31 protein-coding genes and 1 pseudogene are annotated in these 20708 nt (G+C 59.2%); 22 read left to right on the plus strand and 10 right to left on the minus strand.

From position 1 onward, the window contains the following. The 13 genes and pseudogenes from B9Z34_RS10930 to B9Z34_RS10990 form a co-directional block, all read left to right on the plus strand. A pseudogene (locus tag B9Z34_RS10930) lies at positions 1-134 on the plus strand (elongation factor Tu); the annotation flags it as partial. A gap of 74 nt (positions 135-208) precedes the next feature. Further along, on the plus strand, positions 209-523 hold the full coding sequence (gene rpsJ / locus B9Z34_RS10935) for a 30S ribosomal protein S10 (protein ID WP_019426908.1): 315 nt from the start codon (positions 209-211) through the stop codon (positions 521-523). Between the two features lie 182 nt (positions 524-705). Further along, entirely contained in the window at positions 706-1371 is a 666-nt protein-coding gene (gene rplC / locus B9Z34_RS10940) for a 50S ribosomal protein L3 (protein WP_108428161.1), read from the plus strand. Beyond that, the gene (rplD, locus tag B9Z34_RS10945; RefSeq protein WP_019426906.1) at positions 1371-1991 is read left to right on the plus strand and encodes a 50S ribosomal protein L4; all 621 of its coding nucleotides are present in this window, start codon (positions 1371-1373) and stop codon (positions 1989-1991) included. The genes rplC and rplD overlap by 1 nt, the downstream gene beginning before the upstream one ends. Beyond that, on the plus strand, positions 1988-2302 hold the full coding sequence (rplW, locus tag B9Z34_RS10950; RefSeq protein ID WP_053172819.1) for a 50S ribosomal protein L23: 315 nt from the start codon (positions 1988-1990) through the stop codon (positions 2300-2302). The genes rplD and rplW overlap by 4 nt, the downstream gene beginning before the upstream one ends. A 2-nt stretch (positions 2303-2304) precedes the next feature. After that, positions 2305-3129: a 50S ribosomal protein L2 gene (rplB, locus tag B9Z34_RS10955; RefSeq protein WP_019426904.1), complete on the plus strand. Its 825-nt coding sequence runs from the start codon at positions 2305-2307 to the stop codon at positions 3127-3129. 10 nt (positions 3130-3139) lie between these two features. After that, a complete protein-coding gene (gene rpsS / locus B9Z34_RS10960) occupies positions 3140-3418 on the plus strand; it encodes a 30S ribosomal protein S19 (protein WP_007847809.1) in 279 nt (92 codons plus the stop codon). A gap of 9 nt (positions 3419-3427) precedes the next feature. Continuing rightward, positions 3428-3757, plus strand: a complete 330-nt coding sequence (rplV, locus tag B9Z34_RS10965; protein ID WP_019426902.1) for a 50S ribosomal protein L22 — start codon at positions 3428-3430, stop codon at positions 3755-3757. 12 nt (positions 3758-3769) lie between these two features. Next, complete coding sequence (rpsC, locus tag B9Z34_RS10970; RefSeq protein ID WP_108428162.1) at positions 3770-4648, plus strand: 30S ribosomal protein S3; 879 nt, start codon at positions 3770-3772, stop codon at positions 4646-4648. An 11-nt stretch (positions 4649-4659) separates the two neighbouring features. Continuing rightward, positions 4660-5076 (plus strand): 50S ribosomal protein L16, encoded by a 417-nt coding sequence (gene rplP, locus B9Z34_RS10975; protein ID WP_108428163.1) that lies wholly within the window; start codon positions 4660-4662, stop codon positions 5074-5076. Positions 5077-5093: 17 nt separating this feature from the next. Then, the gene (rpmC, locus tag B9Z34_RS10980; protein WP_108428164.1) at positions 5094-5288 is read left to right on the plus strand and encodes a 50S ribosomal protein L29; all 195 of its coding nucleotides are present in this window, start codon (positions 5094-5096) and stop codon (positions 5286-5288) included. A gap of 9 nt (positions 5289-5297) precedes the next feature. Then, positions 5298-5567, plus strand: a complete 270-nt coding sequence (gene rpsQ / locus B9Z34_RS10985) for a 30S ribosomal protein S17 (protein WP_108428165.1) — start codon at positions 5298-5300, stop codon at positions 5565-5567. A 104-nt stretch (positions 5568-5671) separates the two neighbouring features. Next, a complete protein-coding gene (locus B9Z34_RS10990; RefSeq protein ID WP_108428272.1) occupies positions 5672-6178 on the plus strand; it encodes a peroxiredoxin in 507 nt (168 codons plus the stop codon). A gap of 60 nt (positions 6179-6238) precedes the next feature. Here the strand turns inward: B9Z34_RS10990 and B9Z34_RS10995 are convergent, their stop codons facing one another. Further along, complete coding sequence (locus B9Z34_RS10995) at positions 6239-6724, minus strand: GNAT family N-acetyltransferase (protein WP_108428166.1); 486 nt, start codon at positions 6722-6724, stop codon at positions 6239-6241. A 61-nt stretch (positions 6725-6785) separates the two neighbouring features. Beyond that, positions 6786-7466: a cytochrome b/b6 domain-containing protein gene (locus B9Z34_RS11000; RefSeq protein WP_233249565.1), complete on the minus strand. Its 681-nt coding sequence runs from the start codon at positions 7464-7466 to the stop codon at positions 6786-6788. Positions 7467-7553: 87 nt separating this feature from the next. Here B9Z34_RS11000 and B9Z34_RS11005 point away from each other — a divergent pair, with 87 nt between their 5' ends. Continuing rightward, positions 7554-8006 carry a cytochrome c gene (locus tag B9Z34_RS11005; protein ID WP_108428273.1) on the plus strand — a complete coding sequence of 151 codons (453 nt, stop codon included), beginning with the start codon at positions 7554-7556 and terminating at the stop codon, positions 8004-8006. A 36-nt stretch (positions 8007-8042) separates the two neighbouring features. Here B9Z34_RS11005 and B9Z34_RS11010 read toward each other — a convergent pair whose 3' ends face one another. Further along, a complete protein-coding gene (locus B9Z34_RS11010) occupies positions 8043-8558 on the minus strand; it encodes a TlpA disulfide reductase family protein (RefSeq protein WP_108428168.1) in 516 nt (171 codons plus the stop codon). Between the two features lie 36 nt (positions 8559-8594). Between B9Z34_RS11010 and B9Z34_RS11015 the strand changes: the two genes are divergently transcribed. Continuing rightward, the gene (locus B9Z34_RS11015; RefSeq protein ID WP_108428169.1) at positions 8595-9257 is read left to right on the plus strand and encodes a DUF4197 domain-containing protein; all 663 of its coding nucleotides are present in this window, start codon (positions 8595-8597) and stop codon (positions 9255-9257) included. A gap of 41 nt (positions 9258-9298) precedes the next feature. On the opposite strand, the gene B9Z34_RS11020 is transcribed toward B9Z34_RS11015, so the two are convergent. Together B9Z34_RS11020 and B9Z34_RS11025 are read right to left on the minus strand one after the other, a co-directional pair. After that, positions 9299-10027: an alpha/beta hydrolase gene (locus B9Z34_RS11020; RefSeq protein ID WP_108428170.1), complete on the minus strand. Its 729-nt coding sequence runs from the start codon at positions 10025-10027 to the stop codon at positions 9299-9301. After that, positions 10027-11271, minus strand: a complete 1245-nt coding sequence (locus B9Z34_RS11025) for a CaiB/BaiF CoA-transferase family protein (RefSeq protein ID WP_108428171.1) — start codon at positions 11269-11271, stop codon at positions 10027-10029. Before B9Z34_RS11025 ends, B9Z34_RS11020 begins: the two co-directional genes overlap by 1 nt. A 53-nt stretch (positions 11272-11324) precedes the next feature. Here B9Z34_RS11025 and B9Z34_RS11030 point away from each other — a divergent pair, with 53 nt between their 5' ends. Genes B9Z34_RS11030 through ptsP form a run of 5 tightly spaced genes read left to right on the plus strand, consistent with a single transcriptional unit; the run spans position 11325 to position 15631 of the window. After that, entirely contained in the window at positions 11325-11873 is a 549-nt protein-coding gene (locus tag B9Z34_RS11030; RefSeq protein WP_108428172.1) for a hypothetical protein, read from the plus strand. After that, the gene (locus B9Z34_RS11035) at positions 11870-13147 is read left to right on the plus strand and encodes an MFS transporter (protein WP_233249567.1); all 1278 of its coding nucleotides are present in this window, start codon (positions 11870-11872) and stop codon (positions 13145-13147) included. Before B9Z34_RS11030 ends, B9Z34_RS11035 begins: the two co-directional genes overlap by 4 nt. Positions 13148-13160: 13 nt before the next feature. Beyond that, positions 13161-13604 carry a PTS sugar transporter subunit IIA gene (locus tag B9Z34_RS11040; RefSeq protein ID WP_108428173.1) on the plus strand — a complete coding sequence of 148 codons (444 nt, stop codon included), beginning with the start codon at positions 13161-13163 and terminating at the stop codon, positions 13602-13604. Next, entirely contained in the window at positions 13573-13842 is a 270-nt protein-coding gene (locus tag B9Z34_RS11045) for an HPr family phosphocarrier protein (protein ID WP_108428174.1), read from the plus strand. Before B9Z34_RS11040 ends, B9Z34_RS11045 begins: the two co-directional genes overlap by 32 nt. Before the next feature lie 40 nt (positions 13843-13882). Continuing rightward, on the plus strand, positions 13883-15631 hold the full coding sequence (gene ptsP / locus B9Z34_RS11050; RefSeq protein ID WP_108428175.1) for a phosphoenolpyruvate--protein phosphotransferase: 1749 nt from the start codon (positions 13883-13885) through the stop codon (positions 15629-15631). Positions 15632-15635: 4 nt separating this feature from the next. Here the strand turns inward: ptsP and yghU are convergent, their stop codons facing one another. The 5 genes from yghU to B9Z34_RS11075 are packed head-to-tail and all read right to left on the minus strand — an operon-like array spanning position 15636 to position 19052. Beyond that, positions 15636-16520, minus strand: a complete 885-nt coding sequence (gene yghU / locus B9Z34_RS11055; RefSeq protein ID WP_108428176.1) for a glutathione-dependent disulfide-bond oxidoreductase — start codon at positions 16518-16520, stop codon at positions 15636-15638. Positions 16521-16557: 37 nt separating this feature from the next. After that, on the minus strand, positions 16558-17568 hold the full coding sequence (gene lipA, locus B9Z34_RS11060) for a lipoyl synthase (RefSeq protein ID WP_108428275.1): 1011 nt from the start codon (positions 17566-17568) through the stop codon (positions 16558-16560). 47 nt (positions 17569-17615) lie between these two features. Beyond that, a complete protein-coding gene (gene lipB / locus B9Z34_RS11065) occupies positions 17616-18278 on the minus strand; it encodes a lipoyl(octanoyl) transferase LipB (RefSeq protein WP_199220116.1) in 663 nt (220 codons plus the stop codon). A 2-nt stretch (positions 18279-18280) separates the two neighbouring features. Then, on the minus strand, positions 18281-18580 hold the full coding sequence (locus B9Z34_RS11070; protein ID WP_108428178.1) for a DUF493 family protein: 300 nt from the start codon (positions 18578-18580) through the stop codon (positions 18281-18283). Between the two features lie 25 nt (positions 18581-18605). Then, a complete protein-coding gene (locus B9Z34_RS11075) occupies positions 18606-19052 on the minus strand; it encodes a CopD family protein (protein ID WP_108428179.1) in 447 nt (148 codons plus the stop codon). Between the two features lie 191 nt (positions 19053-19243). On the opposite strand from B9Z34_RS11075, the gene B9Z34_RS11080 reads away from it, so the two are divergent. Together B9Z34_RS11080 and atpB are read left to right on the plus strand one after the other, a co-directional pair. After that, entirely contained in the window at positions 19244-19762 is a 519-nt protein-coding gene (locus B9Z34_RS11080; RefSeq protein WP_199220117.1) for an ATP synthase subunit I, read from the plus strand. Positions 19763-19777: 15 nt separating this feature from the next. Then, complete coding sequence (gene atpB, locus B9Z34_RS11085; RefSeq protein ID WP_108428180.1) at positions 19778-20656, plus strand: F0F1 ATP synthase subunit A; 879 nt, start codon at positions 19778-19780, stop codon at positions 20654-20656. The last annotated feature ends 52 nt before the right edge of the window (positions 20657-20708 follow it).

The following is a 20708-nucleotide window of genomic DNA, read 5'->3' on the forward strand; positions in this document are numbered from 1 at the left end:
TGATGCCAGGTGACAACGTGTCGATCACTGTGAAGCTGATCAACCCCATCGCGATGGAAGAAGGTCTGCGTTTCGCTATCCGCGAAGGTGGCCGTACCGTCGGCGCTGGCGTGGTTGCCAAGATCATTGCTTAATTCTTTTGTGGATCGGTGGCGTGGGGGTTTGCCCTTGCGCTGCGACAAGCAAACACTCACCACAAGGAATTGACATGTCATCCAAGCAAAAAATCCGCATCCGCCTGAAGGCGTTTGACTACAAATTGATCGACCAGTCCGCTGCCGAGATCGTTGACACCGCCAAGCGCACCGGCGCGATTGTCAAGGGCCCCGTGCCTTTGCCAACACGCATGAAGCGTTTTGACATCCTGCGCTCGCCGCACGTCAACAAGACCAGCCGTGACCAGTTGGAAATCCGCACCCACCAGCGTTTGATGGACATCGTGGACCCCACAGACAAAACTGTGGACGCCCTGATGAAACTCGACCTGCCTGCTGGTGTGGACGTCGAAATCAAGCTGCAGTAATGCGGCTTGGGGTGGCCGATAGGCCATCCAAAAACTTGAAACAAGGCCTGATTTGCCAAAAATGGCGAGTCGGGCTATAATTTCAGGCTCACCTCTTTTGGGGTGAGATTTATTAACAGTCTTTCACACACCAAACGGGGCTGCCAATTGAAGTGGCCTCGGTGAAAGTTTTGGAGAAAACAATGAGTCTGAGCAACTCCCTCGGGTTGCTGGGCCGCAAGGTGGGCATGATGCGTCTGTTCACTGATGATGGGGATTCCGTTCCTGTCACAGTGCTGGATGTGTCCAACAACCGTGTATCCCAGGTCAAAACCCAAGAGAACGATGGCTATGTCGCTTTGCAAGTGACATTTGGTGCCCGCAAGGCATCGCGCGTGACCAAGCCCATCGCTGGTCACCTGGCCAAAGCCGGTGTTGAAGCCGGTGAAATCATTCAAGAATTCCGCGTGACCGCCGACACGGCTGCCCAGTACGCCGCTGGCGCGACTGTGCCCGTGGCTGCTGTGTTTGCTGTGGGCCAGAAAGTGGACGTGCAAGGCACTTCCATCGGTAAAGGCTTCACCGGCACGATCAAGCGTCACAACTTCAAATCGCAGCGCGCATCGCACGGTAACAGCCGTTCGCACAATGTGCCTGGTTCGATTTCGATGGCGCAGGATCCTGGCCGTGTGTTCCCTGGCAAGAAAATGTCGGGTCACCTCGGTGATGTGACTTGCACCACCCAGAACCTGGCCGTCATCCGCGTTGACGAAGCCCGTGGTCTGTTGATGATCAAGGGTGCCATTCCCGGTTCCAAAGGTGGTTTCGTGACCGTGCGTCCCGCCATCAAAGCTAAAGGAGCGAACTGATGCAGCTCGAACTCCTGAACGACCAAGGTCAAGCCGCTTCCAAAGTGGACGCGCCCGAGACTGTGTTCGGTCGTGAATACAACGAAGCCCTGATTCACCAGATCGTGGTGGCTTATCAGGCCAATGCCCGTCAAGGCACCCGCGCCCAAAAGGACCGTGAACAAGTTCACCACTCCACCAAAAAGCCTTTCAAACAAAAAGGTACAGGTCGCGCTCGTGCTGGTATGACTTCCTCGCCTCTGTGGCGTGGCGGTGGTCGGATTTTCCCGAACATGCCCGACGAAAACTTCACCCAGAAGATCAACAAGAAGATGTACCGTGCCGGTATGGCTTCGATCTTCTCGCAGCTGGCCCGCGAAGGCCGCCTGGCTGTGGTGGATTCCTTCAAGGTTGAGACACCTAAAACCAAGCAGCTCGCTGCCAAGTTCAAGGCCATGAGTCTCGACAACGTGCTGGTGATCGCCGACGAAGTCGACGAAAACCTGTACCTGGCATCGCGCAACCTGATCAACATCCTGATTGTTGAGCCCCGTTACGCCGATCCCGTGTCTTTGGTGAACTTCAAGAAAGTCCTCGTGACCAAAGGTGCCATGGACAAACTCAAGGAGATGTTTGCATGAGCGCCGTGAAGTTTGACGAAGGTCGTCTGATGTCTGTGCTGGTTGCGCCCATCGTGTCCGAAAAGGCCACCATGGTTGCAGAAAAATCCAACGCTGTGACATTCAAAGTGCTGCAGGACGCTACCAAGCCTGAAATCAAAGCCGCTGTGGAATTGATGTTCAAGGTCGAGGTCAAAGGCGTCTCTGTGGTGAATACCAAGGGCAAGACCAAGCGTTTTGGCAAGACCATCGGCCGTCGCGACAACGTTCGCAAGGCTTATGTCACGCTGCAACCAGGTCAAGAGCTGAACCTGTCCGGGGAGGCCGCGTAATCATGGCTGTCATCAAGATCAAACCGACATCCCCAGGCCGTCGTGGCGTGGTGAAAGTCACGCGTGACCACCTGCACAAAGGTGAAGGCTACGCGCCATTGCTGGAACCCCAGCACCAGAAGTCTGGCCGTAACAACAACGGTCACATCACCACACGCCACAAAGGCGGTGGTCACAAGCACCACTACCGCGTGGTGGACTTCAAGCGCAACAAAGATGCGATCCCGGCCAAGGTCGAGCGCATCGAGTACGACCCCAACCGTACTGCGCACATTGCCTTGCTGTGCTACGCCGATGGCGAGCGCCGTTACATCATTGCCCCCCGTGGCATTGAAGCCGGTGCGACCCTGATGTCGGGCGCTGAAGCCCCGATCCGCGCTGGCAACACTTTGCCTATCCGCAACATCCCCGTGGGTTCGACCATCCACTGCATCGAGCTCAAGCCCGGTGCTGGTGCGCAGATCGCCCGCTCGGCTGGTGCTTCGGCCACTTTGCTGGCTCGCGAAGGCATTTACGCTCAAGTGCGCATGCGCTCCGGTGAAGTTCGCAAGATCCACATCGAGTGCCGTGCAACCATTGGTGAAGTTGCCAACGAAGAGCACAGCCTGCGCCAATTGGGCAAGGCCGGTGTCAAACGCTGGATGGGTATCCGCCCAACCGTTCGTGGCGTGGCTATGAACCCAGTGGATCACCCGCACGGTGGTGGCGAAGGCCGTACCGGCGAAGGCCGTCATGCAGTAGACCCGTGGGGCAACCTCACCAAGGGCTACCGTACCCGTAACAACAAGCGCACACAGGTCATGATCGTGTCGCGTCGCAAGAAGTAAGGGTTAGACAATGACACGCTCTCTCAAAAAGGGTCCATTCGTTGACCACCACTTGTTGGCCAAGGTTGAAAAAGCCGTTGCCACCAAAGACAAAAAGCCCGTCAAGACATGGTCGCGTCGCTCCATGGTTTTGCCCGATTTCATCGGTCTGACCATCGCCGTTCACAACGGCAAGCAACACGTTCCTGTGTATGTGACCGACCAGATGGTTGGCCACAAATTGGGCGAATTCGCACTGACCCGCACCTTCAAGGGTCACCCTGCGGACAAAAAAGTCCAGAAGAAATAAGGAAAGACCATGGAAACACGTGCAGTCCTCCGGGGCGTCCGTTTGTCGGTCGATAAAGGCCGCCTGGTCGCCGATTTGATTCGCGGTAAAAAAGTGGATCAAGCTCTGAACATCCTGACTTTCACGCAGAAAAAAGCTGCAGGCATCGTCAAGAAGGTTCTGGAGTCCGCCATCGCCAACGCTGAACACAACGACGGCGCCGACATCGACGAGTTGAAGGTGAAAACCATCTACGTCGAACAAGGCACCACGCTCAAGCGTTTCACCGCCCGCGCCAAAGGCCGTGGTAACCGCATCAGCAAGCCCACATGCCATGTGTATGTGACGGTCGGCAATTAATCAGGAAGAACTATGGGACAGAAAATCCATCCTACCGGTTTCCGCCTGGCTGTCAGCCGTAACTGGGCAAGCCGCTGGTACGCGAGCAACAAAGACTTCGCCGGCATGCTGGCCGAAGACATCAAGGTGCGTGAGTACCTCAAGGCCAAGCTGAAGAACGCCGCGGTTTCCCGCGTGCTGATCGAGCGTCCTGCCAAGAGTGCCCGCATCACCATCTTCTCGGCTCGTCCGGGCGTGGTGATCGGCAAGAAAGGCGAAGACATCGAGTTGCTCAAAAAGGAACTCGCTGCCCGTCTGGGCGTGCCTGTTGCGGTCAACATCGAAGAAGTGCGCAAGCCTGAAATCGATGCCCAACTGATCGCAGACAGCATCACCCAACAGCTCGAAAAGCGGATCATGTTCCGCCGTGCCATGAAGCGTGCCATGCAAAACGCCATGCGTCTGGGTGCCCAAGGCATCAAGATCATGTCGGCTGGCCGTTTGAACGGTATCGAAATTGCGCGTACCGAGTGGTATCGCGAAGGCCGTGTGCCATTGCACACCCTGCGCGCTGACATCGACTACGCCACGTCCGAAGCCAAGACCACCTACGGCATCATCGGTGTCAAGGTCTGGGTCTACAAGGGCGACACACTGGGCCGCAATGACGCGCCTGCACTGGCCGAGCCACGTGCCGAAGAAGAGCGTCGTCCACGTGGTCCACGTCGTGATGCCCGTCCTGGTGAGCGCCCAAGTGGCGACCGCCGTGGTGGCCCACGTCGTCCCGCAGGCACCAACACAGCACCCACCGACGGCAGCGACAAGCCTGCCGGCGCGGGTGGTGATGCCAAACCCGCCGTTAAGCGCGTACGCACAGTCGCCGCGCCAGCTGCAGCAGCTGACGGTCAATAAGGAGTAACAACATGCTGCAACCTGCTCGCAGAAAGTTCCGCAAGGAACAGAAAGGCCGCAACACCGGCATCGCTACCCGTGGCAACACGGTGGCGTTCGGTGACTTCGGCCTGAAGTCCACAGACCGTGGCCGTCTGACGGCCCGCCAGATCGAAGCCGCACGCCGTGCGATTTCCCGTCATGTCAAGCGTGGCGGCCGTATCTGGATTCGTGTGTTCCCCGACAAGCCGATTTCCACCAAGCCTGCTGAAGTGCGTATGGGTAACGGTAAAGGTAACCCCGAGTACTATGTGGCCGAAATCCAACCCGGTAAGGTGCTCTACGAAATCGTGGGCGTGCCTGAAGAGTTGGCCCGTGAAGCCTTCAAATTGGCCGCTGCCAAGTTGCCCCTGCGCACCACGTTTGTGGCGCGCATGATTGGCCAATAATTCAGGAGAAACAAGAAATGAACGCTGCTGAATTGCGCCAAAAAGACGTTGCTGGTATCAAGGACGAAATCAAAGCGCTGCAAAAAGCTCACTTTGGCCTTCGTATGCAAAAAGCCACGCAACAACTCGGCAACACCGGTACGCTGAGCCAGACTCGCCGTGCCATCGCCCGTGCCAAAACCATCCTTGCCCAAAAGCAAGCCGCCAAGTAAGGAGTGACCATGACGGAAGCTAAAACATCCCTCAAGCGCACCTTGATTGGCAAGGTGGTCAGCGACAAGCGCGCCAAGACCGTGACCGTGCTGGTCGAGCGTCGCGTGAAACACGCCCTCTACGGCAAGATCGTGGCCAAGTCGAGCAAGTACCACGCGCACGACGAGACAGGTCAATACCACCTGGGCGACACCATCGAAATCACGGAAAGCCGTCCGATTTCGAAGACCAAAAACTGGGTGGCGACTCGCCTGGTTCAGAAAGCTGCATCGGTCTGAGCCCAAAAGCCCGACTTCTGCAAACTTTCAAAAAACGACCCACAATGGTGGGTCGTTTTTTTTTACCCCGGCAATATCGCCAAATCAAAAATAAGGAGCACAACATGATCAAAGTCGGAGACACCTTGCCAGCGGCCACGCTGATGGAATACGTCGAAGTGGAAGGCAACGGTTGCAGCATTGGCCCCAACCCTGTGGATGTGGCCAAAGCCACTGCGGGCAAAACCATCGCCTTGTTTGCATTGCCAGGCGCTTTCACGCCCACCTGCTCGGCCAAACATGTGCCGGGATATGTGGAAAACCACGATGCCCTGAAGGCCGCTGGCGTAGACGAAATCTGGTGCGTGAGCGTCAATGACGCATTCGTCATGGGCGCCTGGGCGCGCGATCAGAAAACCGGCACCAAAGTGCGCATGCTGGGTGACGGCAGTGCGGAGTTCAGCAAGGCCACGGGTCTGACCCTTGACCTGACAGCGCGTGGCATGGGTTTGCGCAGCAACCGCTACTCGATGCTCGTGAAAGACGGCAAAGTCGTCACTTTGAACGTGGAAGGTCCTGGCAAATTTGAAGTCAGTGACGCGGCTACCTTGCTGGCCCAAGCCAAAGCTTGAACCACCGCAGCATGACAAAAAAGGGACCGCAGGTCCCTTTTTTGTGGCGAGCCGCTGGGCTCAGTAGATGTCGACCTTGAGGTAGTGCGCGCCAGCGTATGGGTTGTGATAGTAGGGCGGAATTTCGACAAAGCCCAGGTCTTCGTACAACGCCCGCGCCGACTCCATGTCATCGAGGGTGTCGAGCAAGACGCAGCTGTAACCCGATTTGCGCGCCGCATCGAGGATACCCTCCGTCAATTGCCGACCGAGTCCCAAACCCCTGAAGGGCGGGCGGACATACAGGCGCTTCATTTCTGCCGCATTGCTGTAGTCGGAGCTATCCAGCGGACGCAAGGCGCAACACCCGGCCAAAGCACCGTCAACCCAGGCCAATAAGAGCGCACCGCGAGGCTCGGCATAGTAGCCGGGCAAAGCCTTCAGCTCGTCCTCAAAGCCCTGGAAACACAGGTCCACTTTCAGGCTCGCTGCATATTCCTGAAAGATGACACGGGTCGCTTCCCAGTCAGCGACGCTGGCCGGTTGCAACAATTGAATGGTCGACATGAACAAGGCAGACCAGAAAAAAAGAAGACAACAGTGTAGCCGCAGCGCAAAAAGGGCGAAGTCAAGCGCCTAAAGAGACCAGCCCGAAAACCGCCAAGACCGATATGGCCAACAGCAGCAAGGCCATGGCTCGGGACGGACCGTTGTCGCGAGTGGCGGTTGTCTCATGAGGCAAGGCTTTGTCGCCATGCCACATCGCCGAGACCAATGCTTGCCGCTTGCGCCATGTGTACCAAGCCAGGGCCAGTAAATGCAGAACCACAAGAAAGATCAAAATGGTTTTGCCCCAGCCTTTGTGCCAACTCGTGGCCCAACTGACCCAGGATGCAGACACCAGCGAGGACAAGGGCCCCATGTTGGCAATTTCATCATCACTGATGAGACCGGTGCTCACCTGCAGGGCCAGCACCAGGAGCAAAGCCAACACCGACCACGAACCCAAAGGGTTGTGGCCTGCAAAGTAGCGGCTCTGATGACGACCTTTGACATAAGCCCAAACACCTGCAGGTTGCAGGGGAAATTGTGTCCAGCGCGACCAATGCCCTCCCAAGAAGCCCCAGAGGATTCGGAACAACAAAAGACCGAGCACGGCATAACCCAACCGAAAATGCCAAATCATGGCCTGACCACCCACATTGCCCGTGATGACCAAGCCCAACACACAGGCGGTGAGGCCCCAGTGAAAAAGACGGGTGGGCAAATCCCAAATGCGGATGCGGATGCGGACCATAAGGACTTTCATGGATGCTGGTGAAACAAAAACGTGCGAGACTGGCCATGCATCCAGGACAACAGCCTGGAGTTGTCCATCACACTTTTGGAGTCGAGCATGAAAACAATGTCCAGTCTGTTCGGTGTCGCCATGGCCGTGGCCGTGACCTTACCTGTCCACGCGCAGTTTGCCAAGCCGGAGGATGCGGTCAAGTATCGCAAAGCCAGCTTCACAGTGATGGCTGCCCATTTTGGCCGTTTGGGTGCGATGGCCAACGGACGTACCCCCTATGACGCCAAAATGGCCGCTGAAAATGCGGATGTGGTGCTGACGCTGTCCAAATTGCCATGGGCCGCGTTTGGCGAAGGCACGGACAAAGGCGATACACGCGCCAAACCGGAAATCTGGAAAGAGGCCGCCAAGTACAAAGACGCAGCAGACAAGATGCAGGCTGAAATCGGCAAATTGAATGTGGCAGCCAAGTCAGGCAACATCGATGCCCTCAAAGCGGCTTTCGGCCCTGCAGCCGCATCGTGCAAAGCCTGTCACGACAACTTCCGAAAAGACTAAACAAGCGCTCAGCAGCGGGCCCGCGGTCCCGCTTGTTCAGGTTTCGGCCAGCAACTTGTCGATCAGCTTGTGCAGTTCGGCAAAGTCGGGGGTGCCCACAAACCGTTTGACGATCTCTCCCCGCTTGTTGACGAGGAAAGTGGTGGGCGTGAGCTTGACGTCGCCCCATTCGCGGGCCACAGCACCGGTGTTGTCAATGGCGACCTGGAAGGGCAGCTGACGCGATTGGGCGAAATTGACCACGTAGCTGGGCGGGTCGTAGCTCATGGCCACGGCCAAAGTGACGTAGCCCCGGTCCTTGTACTTGTTGTAAGTGGCCACAAGTTCTGGCATCTCGGCCACACAGGTGGTGCAGCTGGTGGCCCAGAAATTGACCAGCGATACTTTTCCTTGCAATTGTTGGGTGCTGAGGGTGCTGCCATCGAGCAAAACAAAGGAAGATTGGGGTGCGCGTTCACCTGCACACCCCCACAGGGTCAACAAAAGTCCAAGTGTGCCAAGCGCATTCAATACACGACGGCTCACAGGCTGCAGATTCCAGGGAGTTTTCATATGCATCTTCATCGAAGAAAGTTTAATACGTTTGCCATGTCCGCAGGCGCCTTGGTCATTGTGCCCGTACAGGCGCAGGGTTTGGCTGCGCTCACATCGGCCGATGCGTCCAGGGGGCTGAAACAGGCGTTGCAAAAAGGTGGCGAAGTGGCTGTACAGCTGCTGGGTGCACATGATGGCTTTTGGGGCAATGACAAAGTGCGCATCGCATTGCCAGATGCGGTTAACAAAGCGGGCAAGTTGCTCAAGTCTTTGGGCATGGGCCAGCAGCTGGATGAGCTGAATTTGCAAATGAACCGCGCCGCAGAAGCCGCTGTGCCTAAAGCCCAAAAATGGCTAACGCAAGCCATCGAGACCATGAGTGTGCAAGACGCCAAAAGCATCTTGCAAGGTGGAGACGATTCGGTCACGCAGTTTTTTGCCAGCAAGACGCGTGAACCTTTGACCGTGGAGTTCATGCCCACGGTCAAGCAATCTTTGGAAAAACTCGGGGTGGTGAATCAGTTCAATGCGGTGGCCGTCAAACTCACCGGCATGGGGCTGTTGGACAAGGACAAAGCCAAATTGGAGACGCACGTCACGGCCAAAACCCTCGATGGTCTGTATTTCATGATCGGCGAAGAGGAAAAGAAAATCCGACAAAACCCTGCGCAGGCCGGCAGCGCCATCTTGACCAAAGTCTTCGGTGCTCTGCGCTGATCGGTCACATCAGGACCGGCCCTCAGGGCTCTGTGAGCTTGTCAAACGATGGTCAGCAAGAGCTTCAGCAAACCTTGTGGGTCACTGACCATGGGGTCATGACCGGTGTGCATCTCCAGCACTTGTGAGCCCGGCAACCAGGCGCCGTCCCAGAATTTGGGGTCCACCATGCGCAGGCGGCTGACGTCGATGGTGCCCAAAGGCGGGGTGGTGCAGTTGATGAAGGTGCGTGGCACGCTGGCCACACGTTGGGGGTCAAAGTCGAGCACCTGGGTGTAAGGACCGCCCGGGTGTGGGGTTTGACGCCTTTGCACCCAGGCGTGGTCGACATCGCTCAAGCCAAAAACCGAAGGGTCTGGCGCAGGAAATGCGTGCAAGGGATTGGCTTGTGATGCGGCGATGCGGGCATTGCGGGTGGCGCTGGCATGTGTGCTGCTCCAGCTTTCACCGGGTTTGGGCAGCACGGCATCCAGATACACGAGGTGGCGCAGGCGCTCGGGCCTGCGGTCGGCCACTGCCGTGCCCAGCATGCCCGCGTACGAGTGCACGACCAACACCACCTCGTTCATTTCTTCGGCGTCCATGGCCGCCATCACGTCGGTGATATGGGTTTCCAGATCGATGCCTGGGTGGAGCAGGTGAGCGCGCTCGCCCACCCCGGTCAGGGTGACGGCATGGGCACGGTGGCCGGCTTGGAACAGACCTGGCAAGACACGTTGCCAGCACCAAGCCCCGTGCCAAGCGCCGTGCACCAGCAAAAAGTTGGCCATCAGATCACCCCTTTGCCGCGCAGCGGACCCAGTTGTTCGGCGGACCAGCCCAGCACTTCGGTCAGGACTTCGGCCGTGTGCTGGCCCAGCATGGGCGGTGGCAAGTCCCGGCGCACGGGGGTGCGGCTCATCTTGATCGGGCTGGCCACCAGCTTCAGGTCGCGTTTGACCGGGTGCTGCCATGACTGCACCATGCCGCGAGCCTCGACTTGCGGGTCCACAAAGACCTCGCTCAAGGTGTTGATCGCCCCGCAAGGCACTTTGGCGGCTTCGAGTGCCGCCAGCCAGTCGGCCTTAGTTCGGGTTTTGAGGATGCCCTCCAAGAGGGGCACCAAGGTGGCGCGGTGGCGAACCCGGTCGGCGTTCAGGGCATAGCGCGCGTCCTGCGCCAGCTCGGGGCAGCCGGCCACGGCGCAGAACTTGGCAAACTGCCCATCGTTGCCCACCGCCAAGATCAGGTGGTCGCGGCTGCTAGGCGCTGCACCGGGTGGGGCCATGACTTCAAACACCTGGTAGGGCACGATGTTCTGGTGCGCGTTGCCAGCGCGTCCCGGCGTTTTGCCGCTGACCAGGTAATTGGAGCCCAAATTGGCCAGCATGGCGACCTGCGTGTCGAGCAAGGCCATGTCGACATGCTGGCCTTCACCCGTGCGCTCGGCGTGGCGCAATGCCGCCAGGATCGCCACCGTGGCGTACATGCCCGTGAACAGGTCGGCCACCGCCACGCCCACTTTTTGCGGGCTGCCACCCAGGTCGTCGCGCTCGCCGGTCACACTCATCAAGCCGCCGATGCCTTGCACCGCATAGTCGTAGCCTGCTCGCTCGCGGTAAGGTCCGGTCTGTCCAAACCCCGTCACGCTGCAATAGACCAGCTTGGGGTTCAGCGCACTCAGGCTGGCATAGTCCAGCCCGTAGCGGGCCATGTCGCCGACCTTGAAGTTCTCTACAAACACGTCGCAGTGCCGAACCAGTTCGCGGATCAGCGCCTGGCCTTCCGGCTGGGCGATGTCACACGTCACCGATCGCTTGTTGCGGTTGGCGCCCAAGTAGTAGGCGGCCTCGGCGGTGTCCTGGCCTTGAGCATCCTTCAAGAAAGGTGGCCCCCAGGTGCGGGTATCGTCGCCCGTACCGGGGCGCTCGATCTTGATGACATCGGCCCCCAGATCGGCCAAGGTCTGGGTACACCAGGGGCCCGCCAGTACGCGGGATAGGTCGAGAACGCGGATGCCGTCGAGTGAATTCATGGGGCACATTGTCGCCAAAACCCGATGCGGCCGCTGATCAGGATAATCACCCCATGCGAATCTTTTCTCCGGCCCTGACGGCCAGCCTGGTGTGGGCCCTGACTTTGAGTGCTTGCAGCCCCGACCAGAACTGGCGAGACATCACTTTGGAGGGCACCAGCCTGAAGGCCCAGCTGCCCTGTAAACCCGACCGCACCACCCGCAGCGTGCCCCTGGGCGGTGTGCCTGTGGACTTGCACGTGGTGGGCTGCGAAAGTGGCAGTGCCATGGTGGCCGTCATGACGGCTTCCTTGCCGGCCGGCACCGATGCCAGCGCGGTGATGGCCGCCTGGCAAAAAGCCACCCTGGACAATGCCCGCGTGTCCCAGCCCTTGGCGGCCGGGCAGCAGCAGGCCTGGTTGCGGCCCGGCCAGTTGCCTTTGGCAACCTCTGTGCGTGTGCAAGCGACGGGTCAGCGTGCCAATGGCGAGCCTGTCCAGATGGACGCCGTGTGGGGTGCTGTGGCCGAAGGTGAGCGGGTGCGATTGCTTCATGCCGTGGTGTATGACCGCAACATCGCAGCAGAGCTGGCCAACACCTTGTTTGATGGAGTCAAGCCATGAGCGCTGCTACCATGACCTCCAACACGTTGGCACACCCTGACCACTTGCCACGCCGCATGGCGGTGGTGGTGTTTCTGGCCTTTGCGCTGGCCTATTTCTTTTCCGCCCTGGTGCGGGCCATCACGGCCACTTTGTCCCCGACTTTGACCAGCGAGTTCAACCTGAGTGCGCAAGACCTGGGTTTGCTGGCGGGGGGGTACTTTTTGGGCTTTTCGCTCACCCAGCTGCCCTTGGGGCGCTGGCTGGACCAACACGGCCCGAAAAAAGTCATCCTGGCTTTTTTGATGTTTGCGGTGCTGGGTTGTCTGGCTTTTGCCTGGGCGGGCAGCTTTCATGGCCTGCTGGCTGCGCGGGTGTTGTGCGGCATGGGCGTGAGCGCTTGCCTGATGGCACCCCTGACCGGCTACCGGCGCTGGTTTGATGCCAGCACCCAACTGCGTACCAACTCCTGGATGCTGATGACCGGCTCTTTGGGCATGCTGGCCGCCACTTTGCCGGTGCAGTGGCTCATGCCCATTTGGGGCTGGCGTGCCCTGTTTGTCATGCTGGGCGTGATGATCGCCATCGCCATGCTCTTGATTGCCTTGGTGGTGCCGGTTTGGCAAAAGGCGAGTCCCAAGGCCAGCACGCCACAGTCGACATCTGAGGACGATGGCACTTACCGCGAAATCTGGCGCAGTGCTTACTTTTGGCGCATGACACCGATTGGCTTTTTCACCTACGGCGGCATGGTGGCCATCCAAACCTTGTGGGCAGGCCCCTGGATGACCCAAGTGGCCGGATGGACTGCTGGCGAAGCGGCTCAGGGTTTGTTCCTCATCAACCTGGCCATGCTCGTGAGTTTTTGGCTGTGGGGCTTGGTCACACCGGGTTTGGCGCGCAAGGGCATCCCGGTCGAGCGCCTGATTGCCTGGGGCGTTCCCTTGAGCTTTTTGGTGATTGGCACTTTGGTCTGGATGGGACCCGCCGTGGGCGACGGGGCAGCCGTAGGGGTGGCCTTGCTGTGCGTGACCAGCACCTTTGTGGCGCTGGCCCAGCCAGCCGTGGGCATGGCCTTTCCGTCATATCTGGCCGGTCGTGCGCTGTCGGCCTACAACCTGGTGGTGTTTGCCGGGATCTTCGTGGTCCAGTGGGGCATCGGCTTGCTGGTCGACGCAGGCCTGAGTATCGGCTTGACCAAGCCTGCCGCCTACCAGGCCGCGCTGGCCTGCTTTGGCATTTGCTCCGTGCTTTCCTGGTTGTACTTCTTGCTGAAAAAGCCGGTTCAGCCCTGATAATCAAAACCTCATGATCGGCATCCTCATCATTGCTCACGCCCCATTGGCCAGCGCCTTGCGCGACTGTGCCTTGCACGTTTTTCCGGATTGTGCGGCCGGGGTTCTGGCCATCGATGTGTTGCCCAATGATGCGCCAGAAGCCAGTCTGGTCAAGGCACGTGAGGCCATTGGCGCCCTGAACACATCCGAAGTGCTCTTGCTCAGCGATGTTTTTGGCGCGACCCCTTGCAACGTGGCCCAACAACTCAACGACGGCCTGCACACGCGGCTGGTGGCGGGTGCCAATTTGCCCATGCTGCTGCGCAGCGTCTGCTACCGCCACGAAAGCCTGGAGGCCTTGGCCACCCGCGCCCAGGCTGGTGGCACGCAAGGCGTGATGCCCGTGGGCAGCACCGCCCCCCAAAATCAAACAGGAAAGAGACATGCCCCAAGCCACCACGACCATCAGCAATAAACTGGGTTTGCACGCCCGGGCCTCGGCCAAGCTGACCAAGTTGGCTGGCAGCTTTCCATGCGATGTCTGGATGAGCAAGGGCGAGCGTCGCATCAATGCCAAAAGCATCATGGGTGTGATGATGCTGGCCGCCGGGCTGGGTAGCGAAGTGCTGCTGGAAACTTCGGGTGAGCGCGAGCAGGAGGCGCTCGATGCGTTGCTGGTGCTGATTGCCGATAAATTTGGCGAAGGCGAGTGAAGGTGTTGTTGCTGCCCAAAAAAACCACGGAGCGCCTGCGATGACTTTCAGCATTCATGGTTTGGCAGTGGCTCGGGGCATTGCCATTGGCCGTGCTGTGCTGGTGGCCTCCAGCCGCGTCGATGTGGCGCATTACTTCATTCAGGCCGAACAGGTGCCAGCCGAGATCGAGCGCATGCGTTCTGCACGCGATGCCGTGATCGACGAGCTGCAGCGCTTGCAACGCGACATGCCCAAGGACGCGCCACACGAGTTGGCCGCCTTGCTGGACGTGCACCTGATGCTGCTGATGGACGACGAGCTCAATGCCAGCGTGGCGCACTGGATCAAGGACCGCCTGTACAACGCCGAATGGGCGCTGACCAGCCAGCTCGAAATCATTGCGCGTCAGTTTGACGAGATGGACGACCCGTATCTGCGCGAGCGAAAGGCCGATGTGGAGCAGGTCGCGGAGCGTTTGCTGCAAAGCCTCAAAGGGACGGGCTCACTGGTAGCCAAGGTCGCCCGCCCGGCCAGACCCCAGCAAGAGCTGCAGCTGGGTGACACCGATGTGCCTTTGGTCTTGGTGGCCCACGATTTGTCGCCTGCCGACATGCTGCAGTTCAAGCAAAGCATCTTTACCGGCTTTGTGACCGATGTGGGCGGCAAAACCTCGCACACGGCCATCGTAGCGCGCAGTCTGGACATTCCGGCTGTGGTGGGTGCCCGCACCGCCAGCCAGCTGATCAAACAAGACGACTGGGTCATCATCGACGGCGATGCGGGTGTGGTCATCGTCGATCCGTCGCCCATCATCCTGGCCGACTATGGGTTCAAGCAACGCCAAGGTGATTTGGAGCGGGAACGGTTGGCCCGTTTGCGCCATACCCCGGCGGTCACGCTGGATGGCCAGAAAATCGAATTGCTGGCCAACATCGAGATGCCGGAGGACACGGGCGCGGCCATCACGGCCGGGGCGGTGGGCGTCGGTTTGTTCCGCAGCGAATTTTTGTTCATGGGTCGCCAGGGCGATTTGCCGGGTGAGGACGAACAATACGAGGCTTACCGGCGTGCGGTGGATGGCATGAATGGCTTGCCGGTCACCATCCGCTCGGTCGATGTCGGGGCGGACAAACCCCTGGATGAGGCGCGCCACGATGCGGCGCACCTGAACCCTGCCTTGGGCTTGCGGGCCATCCGGTGGAGTCTGGCCGATCCCGCCATGTTTTTGACACAGCTGCGGGCCATTTTGCGTGCGGCCGCCCATGGCAAAGTCAATCTGCTTATCCCCATGCTGGCCCACGGCAGCGAAATTCGCCAAACCATGGCCTTGATCGACCAGGCCCGCCAGGAGCTGGATCGCCGTGGCGTAGCCTATGGCCCGGTGCGCCTAGGGGCCATGATCGAGATCCCGGCGGCAGCCTTGTCCTTGCGCCTGTTCCTCAAGTACTTTGACTTCTTGTCGATCGGCACCAACGATTTGATCCAGTACACCTTGGCGATTGACCGTGCCGATGAGTCGGTGGCGCATTTGTATGACCCGCTGCACCCCGCAGTGCTGCGCCTGATTGCCGACACCATTGCCGAGTGCGATCGGCAAGGCAAGGGCGTGTCGGTGTGTGGCGAAATGGCGGGCGATGTGGCCATGACCCGCTTGCTGCTGGGTCTGGGTTTGCGCAGTTTTTCGATGCACCCGTCGCAAATCCTGTCGGTCAAGCACCAGGTGCTGCGCTCAGACACCGCCAAGCTGGCGCTGTGGGCTGATCAAGTGCTCAACAGCGACGATCCCGCCAGTTGCATGGCCACTTGAAGGCTCATGTCTTGCGCAGCTTGTCCTGGGTGCGTGTGTCGAAATCGCTGGCGTCATGGCGTTCGTGCAATTGGCTTTCGGGTGCCCCGATGACCCGGTTAACCATGCGCCCACGTTGCACCGCAGGGCGTTGCGCCAACTCGTCAGCCCAGCGGATGACGTGTTCGTATTCGTGCACCTGCAGGAACTCGCCCGCCTCGTACATGGTGCCCTTGGCCATGCCGCCATACCAGGGCCAGATGGCGATATCGGCGATGGTGTAGTCGTCGCCTGCGATGAATCGGCTCTCGGCCAAACGCCGGTTCAACACATCCATTTCCCGCTTGACCTCCATCGCAAAGCGGTCGATGGCGTATTCGATTTTCACGGGTGCATAGGCATAAAAGTGGCCAAAGCCTCCGCCCAGATAGGGCGCGCTGCCCATTTGCCAGAACAGCCAGGACAGGCATTCGGCACGTTGGGCCGGATCGGTGGGCACCAAGGCGCCAAACTTCTCCGCCAGGTACAACAGGATGGACCCTGACTCGAACACGCGGATCGGTTTTTCACCGCTGCAATCGAGCAGCGCCGGGATCTTGGAGTTCGGGTTGACATTCACAAAGCCGCTGCTGAACTGTTGACCTTCCTGAATGCGGATCAACCAGGCATCGTATTCGGCGCCCGCATGCCCCAGGGCCAGCAATTCTTCGAGCATGATCGTGACCTTGACGCCATTGGGCGTGCCCAAGGAGTACAGCTGCAGAGGATGCTTGCCGCGTGGGAGTTCCTGCTCGTGCGTGGGGCCTGCAATGGGGCGGTTGATGTTGGCGAAACGCCCACCGTTGGCTTTGTTCCAGGTCCAGATTCTGGGTGGGGTGTAGGGAGTGCTTTCTGGGGTGTGATCGGTCATGACGGCCTTGAGTGAAAACGTGTGGGTGGTGGCTTGCTCAGGACTTCTCGGCCAGACTCAGATGCGCCGAATGCGCCTGCTGATCGGCGTGGTAACTGGATCTGACCATGGCACCCACAGCCGCGTGCGAAAAACCCATTTCGTAGGCCTTGGCCTCGAACATCTTGAAGGTGTCGGGGTGCACGTAGCGGCGCACGGGCAGGTGGCTGTTGCTGGGGGCCAGGTATTGGCCAATGGTGAGCATCTCGATGTTGTGGGCGCGCATGTCGCGCATGACGTCCAGAATCTCTTCGTCGGTTTCGCCCAGGCCCACCATCAGGCCACTCTTGGTGGGCACGTTCGGAAACAGCGCCTTGAATTTTTTCAGCAGGTTCAACGAGAACTGGTAATCCGAGCCGGGGCGTGCTTCCTTGTACAGGCGCGGCACGGTTTCCAGGTTGTGGTTCATCACATCGGGCGGCGCAGCTTTCAGGATGTCGAGGGCGCGGTCGTCGCGGCCCCGGAAGTCGGGCACCAGCACCTCGATCTGGGTGGTGGGCGAGAGTTCGCGGGTTTTGCGAATGCACTCCACAAAGTGCCCGGCACCGCCGTCGCGCAGGTCGTCGCGGTCCACGCTGGTGATGACCACGTATTGCAATTTGAGCTGCGCGATGGTCCGGGCCAGGTTGTCGGGTTCGTTCACATCCAGCGGGTCGGGTCGGCCATGGCCCACATCGCAAAACGGGCAGCGGCGTGTGCACTTGTCGCCCATGATCATGAAGGTGGCCGTGCCCTTGCCAAAGCATTCGCCGATGTTGGGGCAGCTGGCTTCTTCGCACACGGTCACCAGTTTGTTGGCGCGCAGCACGTCCTTGATTTCGTAAAAGCGGGTGGTGGGTGAGCCCGCCTTCACGCGAATCCATTCGGGCTTTTTCAGCACTTCGCCCGCTTCCACCTTGACCGGGATGCGCGAGAGTTTGGCCGCGGCTTTTTGCTTGGCCATGGGGTCGTAGTTTTCAACGCTTTGGGCTTCGCGGACCACGTGGCGTTCGGCGGGGGTGTTGCTCATGGTTTTCTTTCGGTCGCTGCCGCCCAAGGGGGTCGGCAGTCGGGGGTTCATAAACGGGCGGCCAGTTGCTGGGCCAGCACTTGGGCGGCTTCGTTCCAGGTGGTTTCTACGCCGATTGTAGAAAGGTCCACGGTTTTCAATCCGGCATAACCACAGGGGTTGATGCGGTCAAAGGGCTCCAGGTCCATCGCCACATTGAGTGCGGCACCGTGGTAGGTGCAATGGCGGCTGACCTTGATGCCCAAAGCGCTGATCTTGCCCAGGCCTTTGAAGGGGTCATCAGCGGGTGCCGGCCCCACCAGCGCCGCATGGCTGAAGGGGTCGTCCAGACGCACGTAAATGCCGGGGGCGCCCGCCACCCGGTGACCTGTGACGCCGAAGTGTGCCAGGGTCCGGATAACCGATTCTTCGAGCTTGAAAACGTATTCCTTGACGTAGTAGCCGGCGCGTTGCAGGTTGACCAAGGGGTAGGCCATGACCTGACCGGGTCCGTGGTAAGTGACCTGTCCGCCCCGGTTGGTGGGCACCACCGGAATGTCGCCGGGCATGAGCAGGTGCGAGGCCTGGCCCGCCAGCCCTTGTGTGAACACCGGCGGGTGTTCGCACAGCCACAGCGCGTCGGGCGTCTCGGGCGTGCGAGCCGCTGTGAAGGCCTGCATGGCCTCGTAGGTGGGCAGGTAGTCCACCCGTCCGAGCAACCGGATGTCCATGCTCAAAGCACGATTTTGACCATCGGGTGCGAGGTCAGGGCCCGGTACAGGTCGTCGAGCTGCTCGCGGCTGGTGGCCGTGATGCTGAGCGTCACGCCCAGGTAGTTGCCGCCTTTGCTGGGCCGCAGCTCGATGGTGCTGGCGTCAAAGCCAGGGTCGAATTGCAGGGCGACCTGGCACATGGCCTCGGCAAAGCCGTCAACCATGGCGCCCATGACCTTGATCGGAAAAACCGAGGGGTACTCGATCAAGGTGTCTTTGCGTGGGTCGATGCCCTGGGGTGGGGTGATGGAGGCGCTCATGAGATGTTCCGTTGGGCTTACAAGCTTAACGCCAGACGACGACGGCCAACACCGCCAGCCAGCCGAATGCAAAGTTGGTCATGACCAAAGGGTGAATCCGGCCCAGGGCATTGCCTGCCGCAGGCCAGTCGGAGGCCGCCACGGCCGCTTTCAGCCGGCGAAATGGGGCGAACCAGATGTGCGCAAAAATCAGGCACATCAGGAGGCCCAAGCCTGACATGGCATGCCAGCCCTTGGGGGCGAGGGCCATGTCGGTCATCGACAGCATCCAGAAACCAGTGGCCAGAATCAGGGCCACCGAGCCCCAGACCATGGCAAAAAACCGTTTCAAGACGCTGCACATCAAAGTCAGACGCTCCGGTGGGGCCATTTGGGCGATCACCACGGGGCGCAGAACCAGAATGACCAGGGCCATGCCGCCAAGCCAGACGATGGCGGCGGCCAGATGGAAAAATTTAAACCATTCGTACATATTTCTACCGATCTACAGCGTGAAAAGCGCAGGCCCCATGGGCTTGCTGGGCGATTGTCGCTGTTGGTCTTGGCCGTGTTGGGCGTGGGGCAATTGGATCTGGATCAAAAAAAGTGGGCGCGCACGGGTTTCTACGTATAATCAGAGGCTTTGCAGTGTTCGCCGTGTACGTAACCCCGGTGTAATTTGAGATGACCAAAATCGCCTCATCCCTGAAAACGGGTATGCCCAGTGACACGACAGATGCTGCAGATGAAGGTTCCGAACCCGATTTCAAGCCCCTGAGCGCCGAAGAGGCGCAGGCCTGGCGGCAAAACAACCCACAGGCATCGCCTTGGCGTGTGTTGCTGTTGCAGGTGGGGGTCGGTGCCGTGCTGGCGCTGTTCACAGGGCTGATCAGCGGCCAGTGGCATCTGGCGGCTTCGGCGGCCTGGGGTTCGGTGGCGGTGGTGATTCCCGCCGTGGTGTTTGTCAGGGCTTTGAGCCGGCAAATGCGGCGAACCCAACCGGGCTCTGCCTTGGTGGGTTTGTTTGTTTGGGAGTTGGTCAAGGTTGTCTTGACCGTGGCGCTGCTTTTGGTGGCGCCCAAAGTGATTTCAGACCTGAGCTGGTTTGCCTTGGTGGCCGGCTTTGTGGTGACGATGAAGGTGTATTGGCTGGCCATGGCGCTGGGCTGGATGCAACGCAAATCGAAACCGACTATTTTTTGAACTGATTGGTGATTTATGGCTGCTGAAAACGCTGGCGCACACGCCCCAACGGCTGGAGAGTACATCCAGCATCACTTGCAACACCTGCAAATGAATTTCTCATTTGAAGGCGTCAAGCAAACCAACATCGTTGACTTCAGTCTGTTCAACCTCGATTCGGTTTTCTTTTCCCTGATTCTGGGCGTGATCGGTTGCATCGTGTTGTGGGCTGCTGCCCGCAAAGCGACCTCGGGCGTGCCCGGCCGCTTTCAGGCTGCCGTTGAGATCCTGTCTGAAATGGTCGAGAACCAGGCCAAGGGCGTGATCCACAACGCCAAGAGCCGCAAACTCATCTCTCCTTTGGCATTGACTGTGTTCGTCTGGATCTTCCTGATGAACGCGATGGATATGTTGCCAGTGGACCTGATTCCTGCTGCATGGCACGCTGCTGGCCCGGCCATGGGTTTCAAGGACTACATGCGCGTGGTGCCCACGGCCGACTTGTCCACCACATTGGGTTTGTCTTGCTCTGTGCTGTTCATCTGCCTGGTTTACAACATCAAGATCAAAGGTCTGGGCGGCTGGGCGCACGAGCTGATTGCTGCCCCCTTCGGCGATCATTGGGCTCTGTATCCGATTAACTTCCTGATGCAGATGATTGAATATTTGGCCAAGACGGTTTCGCATGGCATGCGACTGTTTGGCAACATGTTTGCGGGTGAGTTGGTGTTCATGTTGATTGCCCTCATGGGTGGCGGCTGGGCATTGTCGGCAACAGGCGTTGGTCTGGCCATTGGCCACGTCATCGCCGGTACCGTGTGGACTTTGTTCCACATCCTGGTCATCACCTTGCAAGCCTTCATCTTTATGATGTTGACGCTGATCTACACAGGTCAAGCGCACGACGCACATTGATGACACTTTTTCTCTCGTTTCCTGTTTCTTTTTTCCACTAACTTTTAGGAGC

Source organism: Limnohabitans sp. Hippo3 (genome assembly GCF_003063665.1).
In the GTDB taxonomy this organism is placed as follows: Bacteria; Pseudomonadota; Gammaproteobacteria; order Burkholderiales; family Burkholderiaceae_C; genus Limnohabitans_A.